This is a genomic window from Burkholderia sp. AU33545, assembly GCF_020419685.1.
GTDB lineage: Bacteria > Pseudomonadota > Gammaproteobacteria > Burkholderiales > Burkholderiaceae > Burkholderia > Burkholderia diffusa.
Window position 1 is genome coordinate 323385 of sequence record NZ_JAIZRQ010000004.1, and the last position, 23557, is coordinate 346941.

Genomic DNA, 23557 nt, shown 5'->3' on the forward strand with positions numbered 1-23557 from the left:
GCGAACGCCGGCGGGCGCATATATCTGTCATAGGGAAAGCAAGGCGCGATTCTCTGAGTAAACCGAGGGCAGTGCAACTCGCCATTTTCACCATTTCGAACAGAATCGGTTCGATCGCGCGGCATTCCGAAAACAGTCGCGGCCATTTTCAAGATAAGCACGCAAAATTTTTCCTTGTGTACGTTTGCGCTGCCGGATTCATAGCGTTTTCAAACTTTCATTTCGCACCTGTCGGAATCATCAGGTTGCACATCCGTGCGCCGGTACGGCGAGCAAGCGCAACTCGTTTATGATTGAACATCTCAGCCTGGCCCGCATTCCTCAATGACGTCCGAACGTCCCGCCGACTCCCGCACACCCGCCTCCCCGCCCGCCGACGACTGGCAGGACGACGGCAGCTATGCGTCCGGCGCACCCGAGCACGATTTCGCTGTCCGGCGCGTGACGCTGATCGTGCTGCTGGTCGCGGCGATCGTGCTGCCGTGCATCTACGTGTCGGTCATGGCGTACAACGACCTGACGGCACGCGAGGCCGCGGCGAGCGACGTGACGATGCGCACCGTGCGCGTCGCCGAGGAGCATGCGCTCAAGGTGTTCGACCTGAGCGAGACGCTCGATGCGCGCATCGTCGACCTCGTGCAGGACATGGACGACGCCACCGTGCGCCGCCACGAATCCGACATCCACGAAGCGCTGAACACGATCGGCGGCGGCTATCCGCAGGTGGCCGCGGTGTCGATCTTCGGTGCAAGCGGGATGCTGCTCGCGAACAGCCTCTACTATCCGGCGCCCTATGCGTCGATCGCATACCGCGACGACTTCGCCGGCATCCGCGACGGCAAGGTGATCGAGCACATCTCGAAGCTGATGATGGGGCCGCTCAAGCTCGAGAACATCCCCGTGTTCAACACGGGCGTCGCGCGACGCCACAGCGACGGTTCGTTCGCCGGGATGGTGTCGATCGCGCTGAAGTCTTCGTATTTCAATGCGTTCTACCGCGACCTGCTCGGCGGCGCGGCCACGCCGATGACGATGGCGCTCGCGCGCTCCGACGGCGCGGTGATCGCGTCGTATCCACCGCCGCCATCGCTCGCGCATACCGATCTCACGGCCACGTTCGGCAACGCGCGCAACGATCCGCGCGCGGGCGTCGTGCGCGTGCGCCACGACGGCGCCAGCAGCGAGATCGTCGCGTACCGCCAGGTCGGCAGCTACCCCGTGTACGTGACGTGTGCGTACCGCACCTCCGCGATCTGGCATGAATGGTACGAACACCTGAGCGTGCTGTTCATCTCGATGTTCGCGCCGTCGATCGCGCTGTGGTCGGTGATCTGGCTGTCGCTGAAGCGGTTGAAGGCGGAAGAGGAAGCCTGGGACCGCTGGCAGGCCGAAGCGTCGATGCGGCGCTCGATCGAATCGGCATACCGGCAGTCGCGCAAGATGCAGGCGCTCGGCAACCTGGTCGGCAGCGTCGCGCATGACTTCAACAACCTGCTGATGATCATCTCGAGCAACGTGCAGATCGCGCGGCGACGCGGCGTCCAGCACCTCGACAAGGAACTCGGCGCGATCGAACGCGCGCTGAAGAACGGCCAGTCGCTCACGCGCCAGTTGCTCGGCGTCGCGCGCAAGCAGCCGCTGCACAACGAAACGATCGACGTCGGCCAGTGGCTCGGCACGTGCCGCGAACTGCTGAAGACGTCGCTCGGTTCGAAGTCGTCGCTGGTCGTCGCGATCGAGCCCGGCATCTGGCCGATCCGGGTCGATGTCGCGGAGCTCGAGCTCGCGGTGATCAATCTCGCCGTCAACGCGCGCGATGCGATGACGGTTGGCGGCCGCTTCACGGTCGGCGCGCGCAACGTGACGCTGCGCCGCGAGGACGGCTTTCCGCTGATCGGCGACTTCGTTCAGATCTCGCTCGACGATACGGGCTCGGGCATGGCGCCCGACGTGCTCGCGCGCGCGTTCGAGCCGCTGTTCACGACGAAGGCGCAGGGAATGGGAACGGGGCTCGGGCTGCCGCAAGTGTTCGCGTTCTGCGAGCGCTCGGGCGGCCTCGCGACGATCGACAGCGCAGTCGGCGCCGGGACGTCGGTGCGCCTTTACCTGCCGCGCGCACGCGTCGAGGACATCGTCCCGCGGTCACAGCCCGTCTCGCACGACGCCGGCACGCTGGCGGGCCTGCATGTGCTGCTGGTGGAGGACAACAGTGAAGTCGCAGCCGGCACCGAAGCGCTGCTGACGCTACTCGGGCACCGCGTCACCTACGCACCCACCGCCGACGACGCGTTGCGCCTGATCGAGGGCGCGGCCGCGAACGACGCATTCGATCTGGTGATCTCGGATATCCACATGCCGGGCCGCCTGAACGGCATCGATCTCGCCGAAGCGATCGACAAGCGGCCGGGGAAGCTGCCCGTGATCCTGGTCACGGGATACGCGGAGGAACTCGACCGCACGCGTACCGTCAACGTGCGCGTGCTGTCGAAGCCGTTCGACATCGCGCTGCTCGACGAGATCCTGCTCGGCATTCGCGAAGCGCGCGATGCGCGGCACGCCGGCGCCTGACCCGCGGCATGCGGGCCGGCGCCGGCCGCGGGAAGGGGACGGCGATCAGGCCGCCTTCAGCACGCGCACCCAGTCGACGTAGCGATCGACGAAACCCTGCAGGAACTTGCGGGTGTCCTCGCTGACGATCTGCCCCTCGTCGTCGATGCGCGCCGGGTCATGCTTGATGAACATTTCCGGCTGCCCGAGCATCTTCACGTCGAGATACGCGAGCACGTTGCGCAGGTGCTGCTGCGCGAGCGCGGTACCGACCGCGCCCGGCGACGTGCCCAGCACGGCGCCCGGCTTGCCGGACCACGAGTTGTGCCCCCACGGGCGCGAGCCCCAGTCGAGCGCGTTCTTCAGCACGCCCGGGATCGAACGGTTGTATTCGGGCGTGACGAACAGCAGTGCGTCTGCCGCTTCGATCGACTGCTTGAAGCGCTTCGCGACTTCCGGAAAATCCGTGTCGTAGTCCTGGCTGTACAGCGGCAGTTCGCCGATCTCGACGAATTCGAAAGAGAAATCGGCGGGGGCGAGCGAGATTGCGGCATGCGCGAGCGCGCGGTTCCAGGAACCGCGACGCAGGCTGCCGACGACGACTGCAACACGATAGGACATGGCTTTCTCCTTCCGGTGAGTGAGGAATCGGATCGATTGATTCCGAACAGGCAAAAAAGGTCTGTTTATAGGCAAGCCAGCCCGCGAGCCGTCCCACGGGGCAAACCAGCCGACTTTCCACAAGGTTTTCCACAGAAATTGTGGATAACTTGACCGTTATGATCTGATGTTACAGAACGCCCGCGTCGCAATTTCGCAACGCGCGACGCGGGGCTCCGGAAAGCATAGCGCAGCGCGCCGACCGGCTTCATGAATTCGTGACGGAACATCCGTTGCAGCGCGGCGTCTCGCCCAGTAAACTGCTCGCACCGCGATGCGCCCGCCCGGTGGCGCGCACACGATCGCCTCCGCTTCGTAAGGCTCCCGATCCGCCATGCCGTCCGCATACGACGACCCTGCCTATCTCGCGCAACTGCGCCGCGACCTGTTGCGCTTTGCACGACTCCAGCTACGCGATGCCGATGCGGCCGAGGATGCCGTGCAGGAAGCGCTGACCGCTGCGTGGACGCATGCGGGCGAGTTCGCGGGACGGTCGGCCCACAAGACCTGGGTATTCGGCATCCTGCGCAACAAGCTGATCGACATTCTGCGTGTACGGCAGCGGACGGTGAGTCTGTCCGCACTCGATGCGGAGCTCGACGGCGAATCCGTGCTCGATCGCGAGTTGTTCAAGGAAAACGGGCACTGGGCCGCGCACACGAAGCCGCAACCGTGGGCGGGCCCCGAGACGCTGTTGCGGCAACAGCAGTTCTGGACGCTGTTCCAGGCCTGCCTCGACCAACTGCCGGAACACATCGGACGCGTGTTCATGATGCGCGAATTCCTCGACGTCGAGATTGCCGACATCTGCAGCGAACTTACGTTGACGACGAATCATTGCAGCGTGCTGCTGTATCGGGCGCGCACGCGCCTGCGCACCTGCCTGAGCGAAAAAGGACTGACGACCGAAGATGCTGCTAGGGAAATGTAAAGACGTGACGCGACTGCTCTCGGATGCGCTCGACCGAGCGTTGACGCTCCATGAGCGCATGCAGGTGCACGTGCATCTGCCGGCTTGCAGTGGATGCCGCGCATATCGCGAGCAGATCGCGCTGCTGCGAACGGCGGCGCATGCGGCGGCGGGGCGGGGGACTGGGGATGAAGCGGGGGGTGATCGGGATGAATCGTCGGGCGACGGGCGAGAGGGCTAGGTTGCCGATGTCGGTCTGAGGTTGCGCTTTGCAGTTGGCGATGTCGTTGTTGACGTCGTAGGTCGACGCTCGAGGCAGCTCGCGGGGCGCGCGCGCCGATACGGGCTGTCGGCTGCGCGGCGTCAGATGTGGTTGGCGGTTGCGAATGCTGTCGGTCGATCCCGGCGCAGTCGCGCCGGGATGATTCGATAAGAAAAATACGTCGAACTAAAATTATTCGAACAGCGCCCGCACCGACTCGGGCGGGCGGCCGATGGCTGCCTTGCCTCGATACACGACGATCGGACGCTGCAGCAAAATCGGATGCGCCGCAATCGCTTCGTAGGCCTCCGCGTCCGTCAGATTCGCACGGGCCAGATCCAGCGTCTTGTACGGCTCCTCGCCTTCGCGAAGCATGTCGCGCACCGGGCGCCCAAGCTGACGATGCAGCGCTTCTAGTTCCTCGACCGTCGGCGGCGTCTTCAGGTACTCGACGACATTCACCGGCGTGCCAGTGGTGTTCAGCGTCTCGATCAGTGCAAGTGTCTCGCGGGACTTCGAGCAGCGGGGGTTGTGGTAGATCGTGATCATCGTTCGGGCCTGCATGAGAAAGGCCAGTATTGTAGCCAGTCTGGTTGCGGGTGTTTCGGCGGGGTGTCGGCACACGGGAGGAAGGGGATTGGAGTCTCGGTGTGGCGTGCAGAAAGCGTGCGTTGCGCCGACGAGCGCGCAGCCCGCTTGACGCGTTTATGCGCATAAAGTGCGTTGCCTCGGAAATTTCCGAGGCCTTCTTCGTCGGCGAATAGCCCGGGGGATAAGCTCATCGTCATGCCGTGGTGCCGGCGCCGACACAGAGCCCCCGCATGTTTCCGTCGCGGGGTTTATGCGCATAAAGCTATCGCGTCCCTGGGTGGAGACGACCGCTGATATCGCGGTCGGCCCGGACACTTCGATGGCCCCGAACGATCATCAGCGCAATATGCGATGGCGTCCGGGGCATCGCCGTACGGTTGTCTTTATGCATGTCTGCCGACCGTGCGACCGTTGATATCGGCCGAGCCGCTCGATCGTTTATGCGCATAAACACAGCGGGGGACGGCCAGCACGCTTCGTCACTGAACATGGCACGTATGCACGGCATCGGCCTGAGCCGCGCGGCGTTCGTCATCGGAGTGGGGCGCGCGCGCGAGGACTCAGACTCGCCGATGCTCTCCAATACCGCCGAAGTTTATGCGCACAAACTCCCGACACCAAGGCAGCAGCCCCCTTCAATGATCGAAAGGGCAGCACCGATACATTGCGCCGATACATTGCGCCGATCAGCGTGCCGAACGTGAGACCGAAGCCGCCTGTCGTCACGACTATCTCCGTTCATCCTCCAACGCAGCAACCTTGCGTCCACCGGTGCCAGCCATCCGGCATCACCCGCTCGTTTATGCGCATAAACCAATAGCCCGAATGGCTAACGCGTAGTTGGCGAACGACAATTTCATTGAAATATAAATATCGTCCTGTAGAATTCCAACGACCAAAAACAGGAGTGAAAATTGGCCGCGGAAATCATTGCAGTCACTCAACAAAAAGGTGGCGTCGGCAAAAGCACGATTGCCATGCACCTCGGCGCGGCATTCCATGAGAAAGGGAAGCGCGTCCTCGTCATCGACGCAGACGGTCAAAACACTTTGGTTCACTGGTCGAGCGCATCCGGTGATAGCGACGCCGGCATCCCGTTCCCGGTCGTCAACCTCGCCGAAGCCGGCGGCCAGATCCATCGCGAAATCAAGAAGTTCATCAACGACTACGACATCATCGTCGTCGATTGCCCGCCGTCGATCACCGAGAAGGTCTCCGGCGTGGTGCTGCTGGCCGCATCGATCGCCGTGATCCCGACTTCGTCGTCGCCGGCCGATTACTGGTCGAGCGTTGGGCTGGTCAAGCTGATCCAGCAGGCGCAGGTGATGAACGAGGACCTCCGCGCCGTCTTCCTGCTGAACAAGACGGAAGAGAAGCGCATGCTGACCCGCGAGCTCAAGCGCGCACTCGAGGAACTCGGCTTCCCGTTGCTGAAGACGCAAATCCCGACCCGGGAAGCGTACAAGCAGGCGATGGCGCTCGGTCAGACCGTGCTGCAGATGAACGATCGCGGCGCCAAGCTGGCCGCTGCGGAAATCCGCGCATGTGCCGACGAAATCGTCGCCATGCTGCCCTGACTTTATGCGCATAAAGGAGTCGCATGAAACCCTCCCAATTTGCAAAAGGATTCCAGGCGCGCCCGGATATCACGACGAGCGAGAAGCGCACGGCGCTTGATCGGCTGAATGCCATCGATGGCATCGTCAAATCCGAGACGGCCACGCCGGCGCCGACGAAGTCCGCCAAGAAGGACATCGCGCCGCCGCCGGCACCGGACGTCCTGCTCGATCCGCCGACCGACGAGTCACCGCAATATCGCGCGTGGCGCCTCGAGAACCGCTATGCGCCCGGCCAGGTGATCGAGCTGTCGCTGAAGGCGATCAAGCACAGCCCATTCAACCCGCGGCACTTCTATCTGAAGTCGTCGATCGCCGAACTCGCGGTCAACCTCGCGAAGCAAGGGCAGCAGCAGGCGATCCATGTGATTCCGGACTACGACAATCCGGGTTCGTATTTCGTCAGCGACGGCGGCCGTCGTGTGCGTGCGTTGAAGGAAGCGAACAAGGAGTCGGTGAAGGCGATCGTGATCGACGTGCCGATCGGAATCCAGAGCTACAAGCTCGGCTACGACCTGAACGTGCAACGCGATTCGCAGACGGTGTTCGACAACGCCGTCGTTTGGCGCCGCTTCCTCGACGACAAACATTTCCAGAGTCAGAAGGAACTGTCCGAGCATCTCGGCCTCGACGAATCGACGGTCGCGGTTGCGCTGTCGATCGGCAAGCTGCCGGAAAGCGTGATGCAGGAGATGGTCGCACGCCCCGATCGCTTCGGTTCGAACATGGCGTATCAGGTCGGCCGTTATCACAATGCGCGCGGCACCGAGGCGACGCTGCGGCTGATCAACAAGATCGTGTCCGACGATCTCAGCACGCGCCAGGTGTCGGACATCGTCAAGGGCCGCGTCGCGGCACAGGAAACGCCGAAGCCGGCGGGCCGCCAGCGCTATGCGCAGCGTCTCGAGATCAAGCTCGGCGGCAAGTCGGTCGGCGACCTGAAGTCGTATGGCGAAGACCGCATCGAACTGCGCCTGCGCGGCCTCCCGAAGGACAAGCGCGACGCGATCCTCGAGCAGCTCGAGCGGATGCTGCTGTCGGACTGATGCAAATGGCCGCCAGGGCCTGGCGAGGCGCCGGGCCCGCCGGACGGGCGGGCGGCCGGCGACAGCCCGTCAGAGGGGCCTGAACGGGCCTCAGGCGGCCCGGGATTGATTCAGCGTGAACGACAGCAGGTCGCCGTCGGTCGGCTCGCCCCAGGTTTTCTGGGCAAGCCAGTCGAAAAAGGCCGTCTCAGCCAGCTTCGAATCGAGACCGCGCTTGCGCCAGTCGTCGCGCAGGTGCGAGCCCATCGTCGGCAACACCTCCGATTCGAACGACTCGCGCGCCACTTCGCGCTCCGCGTCGCCCTGCTCCTCGTACAACACCTTCGCTTCCTTGCGGCGGAACGCCGCGAATTCGCTCAACAGACGTGCCTTCAGATCGTCCGGCTGCGCCGAGACGGCCTTCGCGGCAGGCGCGCCGGAAGGCAGCGCGTCGACGGACTCGACCGGCGGTGCATAGCCCTTCTTCAACGCGTCCTTGAACAACGCGGGCGCACTGCGCACCGGCGGCAGCGTCGTGCTGCGCATCCGCTGCTCGGTCATCTGCAGCGCGGCGCGAATCCGGTTTTCCTCGCTGTCCGCGTAGAGCGTCTGCGCTTCCTTGAGCGGAATCCCGAGCTTCACCATCCGGTCGACCAGCGTGCTGTCGAACACGTTCGGATGCTCGTCGAGCGCGAGCATCGGCTGCTTGCGCTCGGTCACGCGGAACTGGATCTCCGCGACCCGCCGCCCTTCCCGATGCTCGATCAGCTCGACGAAAATGTTGGTGACCGCATTGACCTCGGCGATCGCCGGACGCAGGTAGTCCCGCTTGAAGTACTTATACTCGCGCTTCGCCTCGTCGCCGGCTTCCGTATCGGGCGTGCCCGACAGGATCGGACGCCACCATTCCCACGGCTCGCGCATCGTCAGATGGCTCGGGTTCGTCAGGTAACGCACGCAGATTTCGTAGAGCGCAAGACCAGCGCTGCTGCGCAGCTGGCTCTGGAACTGCAGGCTCAGACGCGCGTACTGGACCGGGTCGAGCAGCTTCTTCTTGATCTTCGGTGCAAATGAAAATTCGACCCACACGCGGCGCGTGGCCGGATCCTCAAGAATTTCGGCATCGGCGATCAGTGTCGAGATCCCCCACTTGCGGCCCGGCTTCTGGCTCGACGTCCCCGAGCTCCATTCGACCTGGACGGACACCATACGGCGCAGGTGTTCCTTCACCAGCGCGGTGTCGTTCGAATCGAAGGCGGAGTTGGCGACGATGTCCGACAGCAGCGCGCGATAGGTATCGCCCGAGTCGTCGGCCTGCTGCGCGACGGCGAGCAGGACGTTGAACAGCTTGCGGGTCAGGAGCGTGATCTTGCCGCTCTTCGGCTGAATTGCGATCGCCTCGACGGCCTTACGCAATTCGGCTGAACTGGCACTCACCACATCCACATCGGTTTTCTTGGCGCGCTTCGTGGCCATGCGTCAGGTCGGAGGAGAAGTTTCACGGAAGGATAGCGCCTGTGGTGATATGCGTCCAGAACGACATGCTCACCATAGCCGGTGAAGCGCACGTGCAAAACGGCACTCACCCCAACCCTCTCCCGAAAACCCTCACCGGTCCGGATTTAAAGCGTTTCGGACTCGTCCAGACGTGTCGCGGGATGCGCGGATTCACAGATTTTTGCCTGTGCTCGATACGTGCGAAATTTGCTCCCGTATCGGCTCACCTTTCGATTTGTCGTAATTTTACGACTGCACTTCCGGGTCCTCGTCACAGGGTCGCCACTGGCTGTCACGGCATCGAGCGGACAGGCCCGCAACGCCCTGTATGCATGTACAGGCTCGTCTGCCGGGGCGACCGCGACCGCGATCGGTGTCCGGAAACCCGCGCCGAAGAGGGACTCCGCGACGTCGATCGAAACGTTTCAATGGCCCGGGCGCGCATTGTACAGCGCACAGAAACCATTCAGTCCCGAAAATTCTCACCTTATCGGCTCGAAATTCTGTGACCCTGATATCGACGAATCCCCGACCCACGCGGGATCAGCAGCCAGAGGCTCCCGAAAAACCTCACCTTGACGACAAAAGCGGCATTCCAACGGACGCGGAAGCGACTCCCGAAAAATCTCACCGTAACCGCCGCGGTATCAAAAATGTCAATGACATCCGATACTTATGTGCGTCAGGCGTTCCGCTGTGTCCGGCGACCATCTCCCGAAAAACCTCACCTTTACGGTGTTCGGGCGGACGCGACAGCCGTGTGCCGATTCCCGAAAAATCTCACCTGTGCCAAAAAGTGGCACAGGGAAAATCAGATTTCCGCCTGTCCCGGTGGGCTTTTCAGCGAATTCGCCCCGCTCCGGATCCCGGAAAGCCTCACCTTTGACCAATTCTTGAGCAAATTGCGCTCCTGAAAAACCTCACCTGTAAGACATCCGACGGCCTGTGATCCATGCCCCGAAAAAGCTCACCTTATCGGCATCCGGGCAGGAAAACCCGCATTTCGCTCCCGAAAAGCCTCACCTTTTGGGCCTCACAGGCTCCACAGGGCACTTTTGCTGTGCAAAATGACGGTCGATTCCCGGAAATCCTCACAGCAAATCCCTGTGGAGTCCCGTGAAACCTCACCTTTCCCGAAAACTGCCCAAAAGATGGGCAGAATGGGGGCGCGAAGAAGGTCCCGCAAATGCTCACCTATGTCTGCACAGGCAGAAAACTGTGCGTTCAGGCACAGCATGGGTTCCGTGGCTGTGTGGCCCCGAAAAACCTCACCTTTGGGAAATCTCGTGTTTCACTGTGATCCCGAATCCGCTCACGACCTTTCCTGCATCGGCTCACGCAGATCCCTGAATCCCATCACTTCAGCTCCCGCAGAAGATCACCTTGGTTCCCGTAAAACTTCACCTTGTCGGCCGGAAAGCCTTGCTACATAAGGCTGTGCCGTGGCGTTAACGTTTTTAACTAAGGGTTCAAGGGTGTTTACTTCTAATACTCTCAAGACATCCGTCATCGAGTTTTCCACAGAGACCCCAACCCCAGAACACCGGCCGGCTACGATGACGCCTGGCATGTGAAACAAATGCACTTTTTCGGGGCCTACCCGAAAACGCTTCCAGAACAAAGACTTGCCTTGTTTTCTTCGCTTTGTTTCACGGAATCGAAGTGCTGGTTCGTCCGGATTGGCTCACATCCCCGATTTCTGTGCGCAGCGATGTAAATTCACCACTCTGCGCGAAAACAAGTATCAAAAAATACGTATTTCGTTATGATCGCAACATGTCAATGTCTGTGAGTCCTCCCATGACGCTGGATGAAATGCGTGGAGTCATCCGAGAAGAACTGGAATCGCTCCGTGCGAGCGGCGCGCGCCGCCAGGAGTTGTCGCTGCATGCGTGCAAGCGGTTGTTCTTCGATCTCGGTATCCGACCATCGGCTGCCAACGTTCGCGACCTGACCCAGACCGGCAGCGCCAGCGACATTCCGAAGGACATCGATCATTTCTGGGAACGAATCCGTTCCGCCTCGAAAATCCGGCTCGACGGTGCGGCGATCCCGAAAGCGGTCGAGGAAAAGGCAGGCTCATTGCTTGGCGCGCTATATGAAGAGGCGTTGAAAGCGGCCAGGGAAAGCCTCGATGTCGATCGCGAACAGGTTCGCGCCGGCATGGCCGATGCGGAACAGCGGCTGCGCGACGCCACGGTTCGCCAGGAAACCCTAGAGGGCGCACTGACGCGCAGCGAAACCCGCAATGAGCAACTGCAGGCGCGTGTGACCGAGCTCGAGGTGCAGCTGGCCTCGCAATCGACGCACGGTTCGGCAAACGAGGCGACGCTGCTCACCACAGTCGCTCGACTTGAAAAGGAACTGGCTGTCATGGCTGCCCGCGTCGATGCGGAGCAGACGCAGAATGCGACGCTGCGCGACCGCATCGACACGCTCCAGGCCGAATTGCAGCAGCGTACCGAACACTATGCGCAGCAGATCAAGGATGCCGTGGCCGAAGCCGAGCGCCGCGTCAAACCGATGCTGGTCGAGCTGGACTCGCTGCGCAGCATGGCGTCGAGTTACCAGAGCGGCCTGCGCGACGTGCAGCGCAAGGAATTCGATTTTCTTCAGCAACTGAGTTCGGCCAAGGCCCGCGCGGACCGGCTCGAGGAACAGCTGCGCACCCAGAGCGACGAATTGGACCGTGCGACACGCGACGTGAATACGCTGCGCGCGAGCCGTGGGATGAATCCGGAGATTTCCGCGCTGATCCGGCGCTTGGCCGATGCAGGTCAGCTCGATGCGGATGCGTTTTCCGCGATCGGGACGTCACTGGACCACGAGATTCCGGTGCCGACCCAGTGCCCGCACTGCGACGGCGAACCGGAATTGTCGCAGGGCGACGACGGGTTCGAAGTGTCTTGCCCCGAATGCGAACATGCGTCGGGGCCCTGGCCTTCCCGATTCGAAGCGGTCGCGCGCTTTACGCGCGACTGACGTGTCGCCCGGCACAGGGATCGCACAGGTGAGGAGATTCGGGACGCGTGAGGTGAGGTTTTACGGGAGCTGTGAAACGGTGAGGCTACGCCGCACAAGGCTGCTCACGGATCATGCCGCGTGAGCAGCCGGCTCGGCATCAGTGAGTTCCGTCCTGCTCGGACGCGTCACCATTCGCGAGATCATCGCGCCAGTTTTTCCATGCGCGATGAAGGCGGTTCGACGAGATCGGCCGCATGAAGCCGAGCCATTTGCCGACCCGCTCGGGTGGCACGTCGTGCTCGAACAGTTCGGCAGCGTAAGTGTTGCGCAGCGTTTGCGGGCTCGCGCGCGCGGTGCGTGACGACGTGAGCCCCGCGGATTCAACGATTGCATCGATCGCGCGCAGCATCGTCGCCTTGTGCATCGGCCGCCCGGCGTGCGATGCCGGAAACACGAGCTCGCCCGGAATCTCCTGGCGCTTGCGTTCCACGAGCCATGCTTCGAGCAACGCGATCGCGAACGAGGCCAGATGGGTTTCGCGCGCGAAATCGGGATGTGTCGACGGGATCTGCAGCGACGTTCCGCTTGCATTGATGCAACTAATCGTAAGCGCGCGTGCTTCGCCGGTTTTCACGCCGGCCCCGAGAAATGCGGCGACGAGCGCGCGGTCACGCCGCTCCTTCCAGTATGCGGAGCCAGATACGCCAATCGGCGAAAACAGGTAGGCCAGCAACTTCGCGCGTTCGGCCGGTGTCAGGAAACCGGTCGGCTCGTTGTCGTGTGCCTGACGCCAATCCGCTTCGCCATCCTGAGCAATGAAGCGGGCCGGGTTGGTGGACGCGAGCTCGGTGCGCCGGATGTGGTCGAGCACGCGTTCGATCAGCCTCAAATAGCGCATTCGCTGCGTTTTCCGTATGGGAAGCTCGCTGACGAAATTCGCGATCGTTGCGGTATCGACCGTGGCCAGGTTTTTCTGATGTGCACGTAGCCACGCGAGAAAGGCGCCCCATTGTGCGCGGTAGACGTCAGCCGACGAACGACGGTAGTCTTGCATGGCAAGCCATGCGTCGAACGCGGCTTCGGGCGAGATGATCCAGTCGGACGCACCACGGTCGAACAGATCCTTTTCTTCCGGGCGTGCGGGCGTGTCGGAGGGTGTGGGAAGGGACATGTTGTTTATTCCGTTAGTTGCGTATATGGTAGCCCTATCCGCAACGTGGCGGGCAGCAGAATGCGGGAGCCGGCCGCCGTGCCGAACGGCCAGGGCCTGATGTCAGTCACCCCACGCCTTGGATGGGCGATGAATGCGCTCGCTGGGTGCCGCTTCCTGCGATCTGGCCGCCGCTTCATACGCGAGAACCGCGAACGAGAAGACAGCGGGTAGCGCATTCGATCGTCCGAAATCGATCGGATCATCCGTTTCGGGAAAAGTCATGTCCGACGGCCGTTCGAACAGCTGGCGCATGCCGGCTTCGTGCCGACTGGCAAACCCGAGATCCGCGAGTGCCTCGGCTTCGATGGCGTGCAGCAGGCGCCACGACAGCGGGACGCGCTGATGGATGTAGCGCCCGGCTATATGGCGCACAATCAACTCGAGGTCGTGCGCGGCAGCCTTGAAGCTGAGCGCGGCCAAATCTTGTTCTTCTGTCATCGCAGGCTCCTGTCGACCGGAGCGGGCGCCTCGGTGCGGCGGCCCCGGCCAATGCATGGCGGAATGTCCGTATACTGTACAAACATACAGTGTTTTCCGCAACTGGCCTTTCGGCCAGCTATTCGCATCGTCAGCGATGAATCACGATCAGTAGTGCGCGCGCTTCCGCCTTGCCGGGATTGCGGATGGCGTGAGGCGTGTCGGCCGGGTAGCGCGCGGTATCGCCCGCTTTCAGGCGTCGGCTCGCCGCCGCGGCTTCGATTTCCATCGCGCCCTGGAGCACGGTGAGGTGCTCGCGCGTGCCGGGTTCGTGCGCGTTCGACACGAGCGCGCCGCCGCCCGGCAGCGTCAGTTCATACCACTCGAACTTGCCGGCCAGGTCGATCGGGCCCCATACGCGCAATTGATAGCGGCCGTCGTGGCCGGCGAGCGTCGGGATGTCGTGTGGGCCATCCACGCGGATCGTCTCCGGCGCTTTCGGCTGCGAGAACAGCTCGTCGAGCGTGATGCCGAGCGCATTCGTGAGCCGCCATGCGACCGCGATCGTCGGATTGGCCTTGTCGCGCTCGATCTCGGAGAGCATCGACTTCGATACGCCGGCTGCGCGCGACAGGTCGTCGAGGGTCAGCTTGCGCTCGTTGCGCAGTCGCTGGATTTGCTCGCCGACGCGCGGCGGCGTCACGCCCGGCGGCTGCGGTGCGGCGCTGGCAGGCGTGCGCCGCGACGCGGAGGAACTTGCCATTTGGTTTCCGTTCGCTTAGAGTTGTTCGGTATTTCGAATTCTAGTTCGGAATATCGGATAAATGCGGTCAACCGAACGACCGACTATAACAGTAGCAGGCCGTTGCGCAGCCGCCACGAGCGGCGCGCGGCGGATTGCGAATCCCTGTCAGGAGCTTTGCGATGCGTGATGCCTTTCTCGCCCAGGTGCGCGGGACGCTCGACCAGATCCGCGCGGACGGTTTTTACAAGACCGAGCGCGAGATCGCGAGTCCCCAAGCGGCGGCCGTGCGGCTCGCCAGCGGTGCCGGCGTGCTGAATTTCTGCGCGAACAATTATCTCGGTCTGGCGAACGATCGGCGCCTGATCGCCGCGGCGCAGGCCGGTCTCGACCAGGACGGCTTCGGCATGGCGTCAGTGCGCTTCATCTGCGGCACGCAAACCGTGCACAAGCAACTCGAAAGCGCGTTGGCGTCGTTTCTCGGCACGGAAGACAGCATCCTCTATTCGAGCTGCTTCGATGCGAACGGCGGCCTGTTCGAGACGCTGCTCGACGAGAACGACGCAGTGATCAGCGACGAGCTGAACCACGCGAGCATCATCGACGGCATCCGCCTCTGCAAGGCGAAGCGTTTCCGTTACACGAACAACGATCTCTCCGATCTCGAGGCGAAGCTGAAGGAAGCCGACGCAGCGGGCGCGCGCCACAAGCTGATCGCGACCGACGGCGTGTTCTCGATGGACGGCATCATCGCCGACCTGAAAGGCATCTGTGACCTCGCCGATCGTTACGGCGCGCTCGTGATGGTCGACGATTCGCACGCGGTCGGCTTCATCGGCGCGCATGGCCGCGGCACGCCCGAGCACTGCGGCGTCGATGGTCGCATCGACATCATTACCGGCACGCTCGGCAAGGCGTTGGGCGGCGCATCGGGCGGCTATGTCGCGGCCCGCCGCGAGGTCGTCGAGTTGCTGCGCCAGCGTTCGCGTCCGTACCTGTTCTCGAACACGCTGACGCCGAGCATTGCCGCGGCGTCGCTGAAGGTGCTGGAACTGCTCGGCAGCGAAGAAGGGGCGAAGCTGCGCGAACGCGTGCGCGAGAACGGCGTGCGTTTCCGCGAGCAGATGACCGCCGCGGGTTTCACGCTCGTGCCCGGTGCGCATCCGATCATCCCGGTGATGCTCGGCGACGCACAGCTTGCGACCAACATGGCCGACAAGTTGCTCGAAGAAGGCGTCTACGTGATCGGCTTCTCGTTCCCGGTCGTGCCGCGCGGTCGCGCACGCATCCGCACGCAGATGAGCGCCGCGCATACGCCTGAACAGATCGATCAGACGGTCGCCGCGTTCGTGCGCGTCGGCAAGTCGCTCGGCATCGTCTGACGGAGGCGCGACCATGAAAGCACTGGCAAAGCTCGAGCGCGGCCCGGGTCTCACGCTCACGCGCGTGAAGCGCCCCGAGGTCGGACACAACGACGTGCTGATCAAGATTCGCCGCACGGCGATCTGCGGCACCGACATCCATATCTGGAAGTGGGACGACTGGGCGCAGAAGACGATTCCCGTACCCATGCACGTCGGCCACGAATACGTCGGGGAGATCGTCGAGATGGGGCAGGAAGTGCGCGGCTTCGCGATCGGCGACCGCGTGTCCGGCGAAGGCCACATCACATGCGGCTTCTGTCGCAACTGTCGTGCCGGCCGCCGGCATCTGTGCCGCAACACGGTCGGCGTCGGCGTGAATCGAGAGGGCGCGTTCGCCGAGTATCTGGCGATTCCCGCGTTCAACGCGTTCAAGATTCCGCCCGAGATCTCCGACGATCTCGCGTCGATCTTCGATCCGTTCGGCAACGCGACGCACACGGCGCTGTCGTTCAATCTCGTCGGCGAGGACGTGCTGATCACGGGCGCGGGCCCGATCGGCATCATGGCCGTCGCGATCGCGAAGCACGTCGGCGCGCGCAACGTCGTGATCACCGATATCAACGACTACCGGCTCGAACTCGCGCGCAAGATGGGCGCGACGCGCGCGGTCAACGTCGCACGCGAGTCGCTGCGCGACGTGATGGCCGACCTGCACATGACGGAAGGCTTCGACGTCGGCCTCGAGATGTCGGGCGTGCCGAGCGCGTTCACCAGCATGCTCGAGGCGATGAATCACGGCGGCAAGGTTGCGCTGCTCGGCATTCCGCCCGCGCAGACGGCGATCGACTGGAACCAGGTGATCTTCAAGGGGCTCGAGATCAAGGGCATCTACGGGCGCGAGATGTTCGAGACCTGGTACAAGATGGTCGCGATGCTGCAAAGCGGCCTCGATCTGTCGCCGATCATCACGCATCGTTTTGCAGCCGACGATTACGAACAAGGCTTCGCCGCGATGCTGTCCGGTGAAAGCGGCAAGGTGATCCTCGACTGGACGGTCTGAGCGCCGGCGGGGCGGCTCGGCGCGTTTGCCGAGTGCCCCGTTCGTGTCGGCATGAGCGTTTGTCGAGGCAGGGCGGCTTCGACGAACGCGTGAGGTGAGATTATTCGGGAGCTGTTTGCGTGCCGAATGATGGCTCGATCGTGCCGTCGTGTGACGCGCAGGCGAGGAATTCAACGACGGCACGGCGTTTCTTCTTGACGATATGACGGCGATCGCGCTTCGCTGCCGCAGCACGTATCGATGACACGCAATCACGCATGCATCTCACCCGTCAGCGTCGCGCTCCCGTCCGCACTATCGCGCCGCTCGGTGCGTGTGTTTCTTCCTGCCCTTCCGTTTCGTTTGCCGCGCCTGAATAGCGACGCCCTGTCGCATCGCCCGCCTGGGCCACGGTCTTGCCGTGCTTTCGTGACAGCACGTCACCACGCAACGCCGTCACGGCGCCTTCTTGATGCGTGAGCCGATCAACGACGTGCGAACTCACCTGTCCGCCTGCCAGGCCGCATTGATTGGTGCGCTTCCCGCTACCTGATGCGCTCACCGTTCAACCATCGCGGTTCGAGTTGCAGACTCAACACGACTAGCCAGCGTTTCGGGCATTGCGGTGCGATCTCGATCAGTTCGCCATGCTTACCGGACACCGTCACGAGCCCGCGCTTGGACGCATGCCGATACGCGCGGGATGCGTCCGCCTGAAGCCAGAAGCTGACGAGCGCGCAAGTGACGAAGCGGAACAGCAGCAACGTCGCGGCTTCCGGCGCGTAGCCGATCGCGACGAGCAGGGCGTCGAACACGAGCGTCAGAGTTTGCGTGACCGCGATCGTGACGACCGTCAGCTTCACCAGCCCGCGCATGCGCAGCGCTGCCCGCGTGCGGGCATGCCTCAGTGCGAGCCGCGCACGATCGTCGTCGGCTTTGTGTTTCATGACGCCGCTCCGGCACGCCGCTCGACGTGGATCGACGTCATGTCGGATGCAGGTATCCTCCCGTCCGACACGCCAACGGCCTTGCATAGGATCGCGCTGTCATAGCTGTGTCCTGCAAACCGCATCACGTCGATCAACTGAAACCCTTCGCGTCGATAGAAGTCGACGAGCCGGACAGCCGCATGCGGCGCATCAAGCGCGAGGTGCGTCGCGCCACGCGCGGCCGCCCGCCGTTGCGCGAACGCGAGCAGCGCACGGCCGATGCCGCGATCCTGCCAGACCGGATCGACGGCCAACTGGCCGAGCGTCGCGACGCGTCGGCTGCGGTACGGATCGCACCGCGAATCGGGATCGTGCGGCTGCATCGTGATCGTCGCGACCAGATGCCCGTTACCGAGCGCGACGAAACACTCGCCGGTGAGCATGCGTTCGCGCGTCTCCGACGCCGGCTGGTCGACACCGGGACAGTTGAAGCCTGCGGCGCCGAGCGGCGCGTACGCGCGATGCAGCAACGCGGTCAGCGATTCATACGAATCGCTGCACGGATCGAAACGCCGTACGACGACGCGGCCATCGAGCCGCTTCGCATAAGCCGCATAGGCACGCTTGGCGCGTGCGGATTCCGGTCGCTGCATGATGTCCTTTCGGCCAGACGGGGTGACCGAAGTGTAGTGAGCACCCTGCGCCAGCTTCAAGAAAAAATGTCGTAAACGCCGCCTGCGATGCGCTACCGGCCACCGAAACCATGCGGCGTTCGGCCCTTCCGACGGCAGGGCCTTTTCACATGGGTGTTGACGATGGAGAACGATCGTTCTACCGTAAACCCATGAACACACATGATGACTTCTCCGGCGAACCGGCCGTTCGCGACCGACTGCTCGACGCGGCCGAAGCGCTGATCTACTCGGGCGGCATCCACGCCACGGGTGTCGATGCGATCGTGAAGCGATCCGGTGCCGCGCGAAAGAGCTTTTATTCGCAGTTCGAATCGAAGGAGGCGCTGGTTGTCGCCGCCCTCGAGCGACGCGACGAGCGCTGGATGCGCTGGTTCGTCGACGCGACGCTGGCGCGCGGCAAGTCGCCGCGTGCGCACTTGCTCGGCATGTTCGATGTGCTGCGCGACTGGTTCTCGCAACCCGATTTTCACGGCTGCGCGTTCCTGAACGCGTCCGGCGAGATTGCCGACGCCGACGATCCGATACGCGTCGTCGCGCGTATGCACAAGGCGCGCTTGCTCGCGTTCGTGCGCGAGCGGCTCGACGCGTATGCCGACGACGCCGGCATCGAGCGCCGCGGCCTGGCCCGCATCGCGCGCCAATGGCTGGTGCTGATCGACGGCGCGATCGGCGTCGCGCTCGTCAGCGGCGAAGCGACCGCGGCGCGCGATGCGCGCGCAACCGCCGAGCTCTTGCTCGAAACGGTGTCTCGAGCGTCGAAGTAACGCGTCCCAACCGGCTGCGTTCGTGCGCAGCCCCAACCTTGAACAGGAGCATCCCATGTCCGCTTCCCCGGAAGTTCGTCCGCCCGTTCCGCCCTTCACGCTCGATACGGCGCGCCAGAAAGTGCGTGCCGCGGAGGATGCGTGGAACACGCGCGACCCGCAGCGCGTCTCGCTTGCCTATACGCCGCAGAGCCGGTGGCGCAATCGCGCGGAGTTCGTGACGGGCCGCGACGAGATCGTCGGACTGCTGCAGCGGAAATGGACGCGCGAGCTCGACTACCGGCTGATCAAGGAGCTGTGGGCGTTCGGCGGCAATCGCATCGCGGTGCGATTCGCATACGAATGGCATGACGACGCCGGCAACTGGTTCCGCTCATACGGGAACGAAAACTGGGAGTTCGACGAAAACGGCTTGATGGCGCATCGCCACGCGAGCATCAACGACCTGCCGATTCGCGAAGCGGATCGCCTGTACCACTGGCCTCTCGGTCGCCGTCCGGACGATCATCCCGGTCTGTCCGATCTTGGGCTGTGACCTATCACGATGGCGTCGCGTGGACGCGCTCAATTGTGCATCGAGCGTGACGCCTGTGCTCAACGGTGAGGGAATACGGGAGCCGCGGGTTGAGGTGAGCGTTTACGGGAGAGGAGGCATTTCGTGCGGGACGGTGTGATTCTTCACGCCCTGCATCTCACCGATCAATCTTCGCAGGAAACGGTGCGGTTGCACTGAGCGAAGCGTTGCTCGCATGCGGATCGAATGCGACATCGGCGGCGCACTTGCTGCATACACGCATGTTGGTGAGATTCAATCGGTGTGTATCGATGCGCGATCCAACTCACCGTTCGTCATCGACATGCACGCATCCAGGCGTGCGCGTCGAAATCGGCGAAGGTGCGCGGCAGTCAGTCGTGCTGCTCACCCTTGAGCATGACATCGATCGAACACTTCCGAGCCGCGCGCCTTCGGACGTTCCGTCAGCCGGCGATCCGCGCCGCGATCGCCTCACCTACTTCCTGCGTCCCCACCTGACCGCCAAGATCGCGCGTGCGCGGTCCGGTGCGCAGCACGTCCTCGATCGCCGCGACGATCGCATCGTGCGCCTCGCGTTCGCGACCCGCGCCGTTGCCGAGGAAGTCGAGCATCATCGCCGCCGACCAGATCATCGCGATCGGGTTCGCGACGTACTGGCCCGCGATGTCCGGCGCGGAGCCGTGCACCGGTTCGAACAGCGACGGAAACGTGCGATCCGGGTTCAGGTTCGCCGACGGCGCGATGCCGATCGTGCCCGTGCAGGCCGGCCCGAGATCGGACAGGATGTCGCCGAACAGGTTCGACGCGACGACGACGTCGAAGCGGTCAGGCTGCAGCACGAAGCGCGCGCACAGGATGTCGATGTGCTGCTTGTCGACGGCGATCTCGGGATAGCGTTCGCCCATCTCGGCCGCGCGTGCGTCCCACCACGGCATGCTGATCGCGATGCCGTTGCTCTTCGTCGCGACGGTCAGGCGCTTCGCGCGACGCTGCGCGAGCTCGAACGCGAACTTCAGCACGCGCTCCGTGCCGTGGCGCGTGAAGATCGACTGCTGCATCACCACTTCGCGCTCGGTGCCTTCGAACATCGTGCCGCCGACCGACGAATATTCGCCTTCGGTGTTCTCGCGCACGATCATGAAGTCGATGTCGCCTGCTTTGCGGCCGGCGAGCGGCGACGGCACGCCGTCGAACAGGCGCGCGGGCCGCAGGTTGATGTACTGGTCGAATTCGCGGCGGAATTTCAGCAGCGAACCCCACAGCGAAATGTGATCGGGCACCGTCGCGGGCCAGCCGACCGCACCGAACAGGATCGCATCCATGCCCGAGAGCCGGGCCTTCCAGTCGTCCGGCATCATCTTGCCGTGCTGGGCGTAGTAGTCGCAGCTCGCCCAGTCGATCTGCTCGAACTGGAAACGGATGCCGAAGCGCGCCGTCACGGCGTCGAGCACGCGCAGGCCCTCGGGCATCACTTCACGGCCGATGCCGTCACCGGGGATGACGGCAATCTTGTACGTCTTGTCGCTCATGCAAGCCTCCTTGGCTGATCGGGCCGCCGGCAGCGTGCGCAGCGGTACACGATGCCATTTTATTTATTTCCATTCAGATTAAAATCGTGCGAAAGGTTAATCGACTTTCCACGAATCGTGAACAAATCGCCGAATCTCGACGACCTGCGCGTCTTCAGCCTGGTCGTCCGCCTGACGAGCTTCAGCGCGGCGGCCGAGCAGCTCGCGGTATCGCCCGCATATGTGAGCAAGCGCATCGCGCTGCTCGAGGCGCAGCTCGGCACGCGGCTGCTGCATCGCTCGACGCGCCGCGTGACGGTCACGGAGGCCGGCGAACGCGTGTTCGCGCGTGCCGAGAAGATTCTCGATGATGTCGACCATCTCGTCGAGGACGTGTCGACCACGCGCACGGTGCCGCGCGGCACGCTGCGCATCTCGAGCAGCTTCGGCTTCGGCCGTCATGTCGTCGCGCCGGCGTTGCTCGACTTCTCCGCGCGTTATCCGCAGCTGAACGTGCGGCTCGATCTGTTCGACCGGCTCGTCGACGTCGCGGGCGAAGGCTACGACCTCGACGTGCGCATCGGCGACGAGATCGCCGATCACCTGATCGCTCGCCGCCTTGCCGCGAACTATCGCGTGCTGTGCGCGTCGCCCGACTATCTCGCACGGCGCGGCACGCCGCGCACGCTCGCGGATCTCGCATCGCACGACTGCCTCGCGATCAAGGAGCGCGACCATCCGTTCGGCGTCTGGCGGCTGAACCTGCGCGGAGAAACGGCAACGGTGAAGGTCGGCGGCGCGCTGTCGACGAACCACGGCGAGGTGGCCGTGCAATGGGCGCTGGCCGGGCGCGGGATCGTGCTGCGCTCGATCTGGGAAGCGGGGCCGCTGATCGAACGCGGCGCGCTGCGTCGCGTGCTGTCGGACGTGATTCAGCCGGCGAACATCTGGGCTGTGTATCCGGAACGCGTCGCGGCTTCGGCGAAAGTGCGCGTGTGCGTCGATTTTCTCGCGGAGGCGCTTGCCGGGTTGAATGCCGCGGCGGGTGACGATGCGGCCTGAAATCGGCCAAAGGTGAGCTTTTACGGGGGCATGTAAGAAGCGTCGGCCAAGGCCCGTTGACGGCTCGCAACCGCGTCGCGAGCCGGTAGCGTGCCGCAGGCACCGACGCACCGACGCACCGACGCACCGGCGGCCGCGATGCGCCGAGCCGGCCGATGATGTTGGCCGCCTGGGGCTTACGTCGCTTTCGCCGCACCGAGCATCAGATCGAGGTTCTGCACGGCCGCGCCGGATGCCCCTTTGCCGAGATTGTCGAACACGGCGGACAGCAGCACCTGGCCGTGCTCGGCATTCACGAACACGCCAAGCCGCAGGTCGTTCGTACCGTTCAGCGCTTGCGGATCGAGATGCGTGATCGTGCGCGTATCCGCGAGCGGCGTGACCTCGACGTGGCGCGCGTCGGCGTAATGGTGCGCGAGACACGCATGCAGCAACTCACCGGTCACGCCGGCCGGGAGAAGGCGCAGCTCGATCGGCACGGTCAGCACGATGCCTTGCCGGTAGGCGCCGTAAGCCGGCACGAACAGCGGACGATGCGCGAGCCCGGCGTGCAGCTGGATCTCGGGCACGTGCTTGTGCGCGAGCGCGAGGCCGTAGACCTGCAGCGGTTTCGTGCGTGCGGCCCCGTTCGATTCGAATTCGTCGACGGCGGTCCGTCCGCCGCCCGAGTAACCGGACACGGCATGGATGCTCGCCGGGTAGTCGCGTGGCAGCAGGCCAGCTTGTTGCAGCGGCCTGAGCAGGCCGATCGCGCCCGTCGGATAGCAGCCCGGATTGGTGACGCGCCGCGCGTGCGCGATCGTCTGCGCATGTCCGTGGACCATCTCGGGAAAACCGTAGACCCATTCCGGATCGGTGCGATGGGCCGAGCTCGCGTCGATCACGCGTACCGCCGGATTCCGGATGAAGCCAACTGCTTCGCGCGCGGCGGCGTCGGGCAGGCACAGAATCGCGATATCGGATGCGTTGATCGCTTCGCTGCGCCGCGCGGGGTTCTTGCGCTCGGCATCCGGCAGCGTGACGAGCCGCAGATCGGTGCGATCCCGCAGGCGCTCGTGGATCAGCAGTCCGGTCGTACCTTGGTCGCCGTCGATGTAGACAGTGGAGAGGCTCATGATGGTCGCGTTTCTCGCTTCGGACGTCGGGAAAGCCGTATCGTCCATCGAACGCCTAGAATAGGAAAAGTTGAATTTCCTGATTGCGAGATTCAGATTTCC

At 63.6% G+C, this 23557-nt stretch carries 21 protein-coding genes; 11 read left to right on the top strand and 10 right to left on the bottom strand.

Features of this window, described 5'->3' with window-relative positions; translation table 11 throughout:
- Window positions 1-324: 324 nt before the first annotated feature.
- On the top strand, window positions 325-2568 hold the full coding sequence (locus LGM71_RS15285) for a hybrid sensor histidine kinase/response regulator (RefSeq protein ID WP_226115281.1): 2244 nt from the start codon (window positions 325-327) through the stop codon (window positions 2566-2568).
- Window positions 2569-2613: 45 nt separating this feature from the next.
- Here the strand turns inward: LGM71_RS15285 and LGM71_RS15290 are convergent, their stop codons facing one another.
- Window positions 2614-3168, bottom strand: coding sequence for an NADPH-dependent FMN reductase (locus tag LGM71_RS15290; protein ID WP_124629522.1), 555 nt, complete (start codon window positions 3166-3168; stop codon window positions 2614-2616).
- 373 nt (window positions 3169-3541) lie between these two features.
- Here LGM71_RS15290 and LGM71_RS15295 point away from each other — a divergent pair, with 373 nt between their 5' ends.
- A complete protein-coding gene (locus LGM71_RS15295; RefSeq protein WP_226115282.1) occupies window positions 3542-4138 on the top strand; it encodes an RNA polymerase factor sigma-70 in 597 nt (198 codons plus the stop codon).
- Entirely contained in the window at window positions 4119-4358 is a 240-nt protein-coding gene (locus tag LGM71_RS15300) for a zf-HC2 domain-containing protein (RefSeq protein ID WP_082728993.1), read from the top strand. The genes LGM71_RS15295 and LGM71_RS15300 overlap by 20 nt, the downstream gene beginning before the upstream one ends.
- A gap of 213 nt (window positions 4359-4571) precedes the next feature.
- Here LGM71_RS15300 and arsC read toward each other — a convergent pair whose 3' ends face one another.
- Window positions 4572-4928 (bottom strand): arsenate reductase (glutaredoxin), encoded by a 357-nt coding sequence (arsC, locus tag LGM71_RS15305; RefSeq protein ID WP_059604814.1) that lies wholly within the window; start codon window positions 4926-4928, stop codon window positions 4572-4574.
- 956 nt (window positions 4929-5884) lie between these two features.
- On the opposite strand from arsC, the gene parA reads away from it, so the two are divergent.
- Entirely contained in the window at window positions 5885-6547 is a 663-nt protein-coding gene (parA, locus tag LGM71_RS15310; protein ID WP_040138954.1) for a ParA family partition ATPase, read from the top strand.
- A gap of 23 nt (window positions 6548-6570) precedes the next feature.
- Entirely contained in the window at window positions 6571-7632 is a 1062-nt protein-coding gene (locus tag LGM71_RS15315; protein ID WP_059604607.1) for a ParB/RepB/Spo0J family partition protein, read from the top strand.
- A gap of 90 nt (window positions 7633-7722) precedes the next feature.
- Here LGM71_RS15315 and LGM71_RS15320 read toward each other — a convergent pair whose 3' ends face one another.
- Entirely contained in the window at window positions 7723-9087 is a 1365-nt protein-coding gene (locus LGM71_RS15320; protein ID WP_059604605.1) for a replication initiation protein, read from the bottom strand.
- Between the two features lie 1821 nt (window positions 9088-10908).
- On the opposite strand from LGM71_RS15320, the gene LGM71_RS15325 reads away from it, so the two are divergent.
- Complete coding sequence (locus LGM71_RS15325; protein WP_226115283.1) at window positions 10909-12090, top strand: DNA-binding protein; 1182 nt, start codon at window positions 10909-10911, stop codon at window positions 12088-12090.
- 139 nt (window positions 12091-12229) lie between these two features.
- On the opposite strand, the gene LGM71_RS15330 is transcribed toward LGM71_RS15325, so the two are convergent.
- The 3 genes from LGM71_RS15330 to LGM71_RS15340 all read right to left on the bottom strand — a co-directional run bounded on the left by LGM71_RS15330 (window position 12230) and on the right by LGM71_RS15340 (window position 14465).
- Complete coding sequence (locus LGM71_RS15330; RefSeq protein ID WP_226115284.1) at window positions 12230-13243, bottom strand: tyrosine-type recombinase/integrase; 1014 nt, start codon at window positions 13241-13243, stop codon at window positions 12230-12232.
- Window positions 13244-13345: 102 nt separating this feature from the next.
- Window positions 13346-13723, bottom strand: coding sequence for a DUF2471 family protein (locus LGM71_RS15335; RefSeq protein WP_059604597.1), 378 nt, complete (start codon window positions 13721-13723; stop codon window positions 13346-13348).
- A 130-nt stretch (window positions 13724-13853) separates the two neighbouring features.
- Entirely contained in the window at window positions 13854-14465 is a 612-nt protein-coding gene (locus LGM71_RS15340; protein WP_059680153.1) for a helix-turn-helix domain-containing protein, read from the bottom strand.
- A gap of 161 nt (window positions 14466-14626) precedes the next feature.
- Here LGM71_RS15340 and LGM71_RS15345 point away from each other — a divergent pair, with 161 nt between their 5' ends.
- Together LGM71_RS15345 and tdh are read left to right on the top strand one after the other, a co-directional pair.
- Window positions 14627-15826, top strand: coding sequence for a glycine C-acetyltransferase (locus LGM71_RS15345; RefSeq protein WP_226115285.1), 1200 nt, complete (start codon window positions 14627-14629; stop codon window positions 15824-15826).
- 13 nt (window positions 15827-15839) lie between these two features.
- Window positions 15840-16868, top strand: coding sequence for an L-threonine 3-dehydrogenase (gene tdh / locus LGM71_RS15350; RefSeq protein ID WP_059529060.1), 1029 nt, complete (start codon window positions 15840-15842; stop codon window positions 16866-16868).
- A 524-nt stretch (window positions 16869-17392) separates the two neighbouring features.
- On the opposite strand, the gene LGM71_RS15355 is transcribed toward tdh, so the two are convergent.
- Entirely contained in the window at window positions 17393-17794 is a 402-nt protein-coding gene (locus tag LGM71_RS15355; RefSeq protein ID WP_226115286.1) for a hypothetical protein, read from the bottom strand.
- On the bottom strand, window positions 17791-18429 hold the full coding sequence (locus LGM71_RS15360; protein ID WP_226115287.1) for a GNAT family N-acetyltransferase: 639 nt from the start codon (window positions 18427-18429) through the stop codon (window positions 17791-17793). Before LGM71_RS15360 ends, LGM71_RS15355 begins: the two co-directional genes overlap by 4 nt.
- Before the next feature lie 191 nt (window positions 18430-18620).
- Between LGM71_RS15360 and LGM71_RS15365 the strand changes: the two genes are divergently transcribed.
- Window positions 18621-19235: a TetR/AcrR family transcriptional regulator gene (locus LGM71_RS15365; protein WP_124901797.1), complete on the top strand. Its 615-nt coding sequence runs from the start codon at window positions 18621-18623 to the stop codon at window positions 19233-19235.
- A 55-nt stretch (window positions 19236-19290) separates the two neighbouring features.
- Complete coding sequence (locus LGM71_RS15370; protein ID WP_012365039.1) at window positions 19291-19770, top strand: DUF1348 family protein; 480 nt, start codon at window positions 19291-19293, stop codon at window positions 19768-19770.
- Window positions 19771-20213: 443 nt separating this feature from the next.
- Here the strand turns inward: LGM71_RS15370 and LGM71_RS15375 are convergent, their stop codons facing one another.
- On the bottom strand, window positions 20214-21299 hold the full coding sequence (locus tag LGM71_RS15375; protein WP_124901798.1) for a tartrate dehydrogenase: 1086 nt from the start codon (window positions 21297-21299) through the stop codon (window positions 20214-20216).
- A 117-nt stretch (window positions 21300-21416) separates the two neighbouring features.
- Here LGM71_RS15375 and LGM71_RS15380 point away from each other — a divergent pair, with 117 nt between their 5' ends.
- Window positions 21417-22340, top strand: coding sequence for a LysR substrate-binding domain-containing protein (locus tag LGM71_RS15380; RefSeq protein ID WP_175816307.1), 924 nt, complete (start codon window positions 21417-21419; stop codon window positions 22338-22340).
- Between the two features lie 176 nt (window positions 22341-22516).
- On the opposite strand, the gene argC is transcribed toward LGM71_RS15380, so the two are convergent.
- On the bottom strand, window positions 22517-23455 hold the full coding sequence (gene argC, locus LGM71_RS15385; protein WP_226115288.1) for an N-acetyl-gamma-glutamyl-phosphate reductase: 939 nt from the start codon (window positions 23453-23455) through the stop codon (window positions 22517-22519).
- Window positions 23456-23557: the final 102 nt, after the last annotated feature.

Excerpts from the sequence above, each read along its gene's own strand:
- LGM71_RS15285 (WP_226115281.1), top strand. The coding sequence starts at position 325 with ATGACGTCCGAACGTCCCGCCGACTCCCGCACACCCGCCTCCCCGCCC.
- LGM71_RS15290 (WP_124629522.1), bottom strand. The coding sequence starts at position 3,168 with ATGTCCTATCGTGTTGCAGTCGTCGTCGGCAGCCTGCGTCGCGGTTCC.
- LGM71_RS15295 (WP_226115282.1), top strand. The coding sequence starts at position 3,542 with ATGCCGTCCGCATACGACGACCCTGCCTATCTCGCGCAACTGCGCCGC.
- LGM71_RS15300 (WP_082728993.1), top strand. The coding sequence starts at position 4,119 with ATGCTGCTAGGGAAATGTAAAGACGTGACGCGACTGCTCTCGGATGCG.
- arsC (WP_059604814.1), bottom strand. The coding sequence starts at position 4,928 with ATGATCACGATCTACCACAACCCCCGCTGCTCGAAGTCCCGCGAGACA.
- LGM71_RS15315 (WP_059604607.1), top strand. The coding sequence starts at position 6,571 with ATGAAACCCTCCCAATTTGCAAAAGGATTCCAGGCGCGCCCGGATATC.
- LGM71_RS15320 (WP_059604605.1), bottom strand. The coding sequence starts at position 9,087 with ATGGCCACGAAGCGCGCCAAGAAAACCGATGTGGATGTGGTGAGTGCC.
- LGM71_RS15325 (WP_226115283.1), top strand. The coding sequence starts at position 10,909 with ATGACGCTGGATGAAATGCGTGGAGTCATCCGAGAAGAACTGGAATCG.
- LGM71_RS15330 (WP_226115284.1), bottom strand. The coding sequence starts at position 13,243 with ATGTCCCTTCCCACACCCTCCGACACGCCCGCACGCCCGGAAGAAAAG.
- LGM71_RS15335 (WP_059604597.1), bottom strand. The coding sequence starts at position 13,723 with ATGACAGAAGAACAAGATTTGGCCGCGCTCAGCTTCAAGGCTGCCGCG.
- LGM71_RS15340 (WP_059680153.1), bottom strand. The coding sequence starts at position 14,465 with ATGGCAAGTTCCTCCGCGTCGCGGCGCACGCCTGCCAGCGCCGCACCG.
- LGM71_RS15345 (WP_226115285.1), top strand. The coding sequence starts at position 14,627 with ATGCGTGATGCCTTTCTCGCCCAGGTGCGCGGGACGCTCGACCAGATC.
- tdh (WP_059529060.1), top strand. The coding sequence starts at position 15,840 with ATGAAAGCACTGGCAAAGCTCGAGCGCGGCCCGGGTCTCACGCTCACG.
- LGM71_RS15355 (WP_226115286.1), bottom strand. The coding sequence starts at position 17,794 with ATGAAACACAAAGCCGACGACGATCGTGCGCGGCTCGCACTGAGGCAT.
- LGM71_RS15360 (WP_226115287.1), bottom strand. The coding sequence starts at position 18,429 with ATGCAGCGACCGGAATCCGCACGCGCCAAGCGTGCCTATGCGGCTTAT.
- LGM71_RS15365 (WP_124901797.1), top strand. The coding sequence starts at position 18,621 with ATGAACACACATGATGACTTCTCCGGCGAACCGGCCGTTCGCGACCGA.
- LGM71_RS15370 (WP_012365039.1), top strand. The coding sequence starts at position 19,291 with ATGTCCGCTTCCCCGGAAGTTCGTCCGCCCGTTCCGCCCTTCACGCTC.
- LGM71_RS15375 (WP_124901798.1), bottom strand. The coding sequence starts at position 21,299 with ATGAGCGACAAGACGTACAAGATTGCCGTCATCCCCGGTGACGGCATC.
- argC (WP_226115288.1), bottom strand. The coding sequence starts at position 23,455 with ATGAGCCTCTCCACTGTCTACATCGACGGCGACCAAGGTACGACCGGA.